Annotated in this window: 4 protein-coding genes; 3 read left to right on the forward strand and 1 reads right to left on the reverse strand. The window is 75.8% G+C overall.

Annotated features, from left to right (window positions below; all coding sequences use genetic code 11):
* On the forward strand, positions 1-344 hold a 344-nt coding region (locus Q6969_RS15405), incomplete at its 5' end, for a GNAT family protein (RefSeq protein WP_317231228.1).
* 9 nt (positions 345-353) lie between these two features.
* Positions 354-893, forward strand: coding sequence for an NUDIX domain-containing protein (locus tag Q6969_RS15410; protein WP_317231229.1), 540 nt, complete (start codon positions 354-356; stop codon positions 891-893).
* Here the strand turns inward: Q6969_RS15410 and Q6969_RS15415 are convergent.
* Positions 883-1206: a hypothetical protein gene (locus Q6969_RS15415; RefSeq protein WP_317231230.1), complete on the reverse strand. Its 324-nt coding sequence runs from the start codon at positions 1204-1206 to the stop codon at positions 883-885. The two genes, Q6969_RS15410 and Q6969_RS15415, sit on opposite strands and share 11 nt — an antisense overlap.
* Before the next feature lie 149 nt (positions 1207-1355).
* Here Q6969_RS15415 and Q6969_RS15420 point away from each other — a divergent pair, with 149 nt between their 5' ends.
* Positions 1356-1529, forward strand: coding sequence for a CsbD family protein (locus tag Q6969_RS15420; protein ID WP_317231231.1), 174 nt, complete (start codon positions 1356-1358; stop codon positions 1527-1529).
* Positions 1530-1729: the final 200 nt, after the last annotated feature.

The following is a 1729-nucleotide window of genomic DNA, read 5'->3' on the forward strand; positions in this document are numbered from 1 at the left end:
CGGCGCGCGTCGTCGGCGAGGTGCACCTCCTGCTGCGCGATCCCGGAGCGCGGCAGGCCGAGATCGGCGTGGTCCTCCACGCGGACGCGCGCGGCGCGGGCCTCGCGGCGGAAGCCGCCGGCCGGATCCTCGAGCTCGCGTTCGCCGAGGCGGGCGTGCACCGCGTCGCCTGCCGGATCGATGCGGCCGATGCGCCCGCCCTGGCCCTCGCCGCGCGCCTCGGCATGCGGCGGGAGGGGCTCCTGGTCCACGACAGGTGGGTGCGCGGAGCGTGGGCCGATACCGTGGTAGTGGCCCTGCTCGACGTGGAGTGGGCGGCTCGCACGAGCCTCGACGGACCGTAGGAGGAACGCGTGACCACGACGCCCGACCCCGCCCGACGCGTCGTCGTGCCCGTCATCGACGACGACGACGATGACGACCTCGACGAGGGCGACGCCGTCGATCCCGCGCACCGGCCCGCCGCCCGCCGCTCCCCCGACCAGCGGCCCCTGCGCGTGGCTGCGCTCGCCCTCGTGCGTGACCGGCGGGTGCTCATGGTGCGCGTCGAGGGGCAGGACGTGCTCTACCTGCCGGGAGGGAAGATCGAGCCCGGCGAGGGCGCCCGGCAGGCGCTCGTGCGCGAGGCCGCCGAGGAGGTCGGGCTCGACATCGACCCCGCCACCATCGAGGACCTGTTCACGGTGCTCGCCGACGCGCACGGCGCGCACGCCGGGCGCCTCGTGAGCATGACGGTCTACCGCGCGGAGGCGCGGGAGGGGACCCGGCAGGAGCCGGTGGCGTCGGGCGAGGTGGCCGAGGTGGAGCTCGTCGGATCCGCGGACGCCGACCGGTGCCCGCCCGCGGGGCAGGAGGCGCTGGAGCGCCTCGTGGCGCTCCGGCTCATCGACTGACGGCGTCCGTCGGCCCGGCCGCCGCATCGCCCGCCGTGCCGTCCGCGGCGGGCGCGGCGGATGATGCGGATGCTGCGGTCAGCTCGGCCGTGCGGGTCGCGCGCACCTTGCGGCGCTGGTCGACGAAGGCCACCACCGCGACGAGCGTCGCCAGGCCGCCGGCCGCGAGCGCGCCGCTGACCTGGCGGACGCCGTCGACCTGCACGGCGGCGACGAGGATCGCGACGGTGAACGCGGCCATGACGACCGCCACGGCGAGGATCAGCCAGGACAGGAGGCCCTTCGCGCGGGCGTCGGGGGTGCGGGTGGCCATGTCCCCATCCTTCCACGGGCCGTCTGCCGGGGGCCGTGCGGCGTGATCCGCGCCGCCGCCACCCGTGCGTCCGGTGGGAGCCCGATGACGCCGGCCGCGAGCGGGCGTAGCGTCGGAGACGTCCTACCCACCGAACGAAGGAGCGATGCATGAGTGCAGACGACAAGGCCCAGAACACCGGCGAGAAGCTCGCGGGGAAGGCCGAGGAGGCCTTCGGGAAGCTGACCGGCGACGACAGCAAGGTCGCCGAGGGCGAAGCGAAGCAGACCGGGGCAAGCGCCAAGCAGGCCGGCGAGAACGTGAAGGACGTCTTCAAGAAGTAGAACTTCCTCGAGGGACGTCCTTCCTGAGGGGCGAGGGGCCGGATGCGGTGCATCCGGCCCCTCGTCATGTCCGGGCGGGCGTCCGGGTGCGGCGCCCGCGCCGACGGGCGGGTCAGTCGCGCGCGTCGCCGTCCGCCAGCACCCGCAGCGCGCGGCGGTCGGGCTTCCCCGACGGCAGGGCGGGCAGCGGGTCGATCCCG

Source organism: Clavibacter sp. MX14-G9D (genome assembly GCF_032917815.1).
Lineage (GTDB): Bacteria > Actinomycetota > Actinomycetes > Actinomycetales > Microbacteriaceae > Clavibacter > Clavibacter michiganensis_K.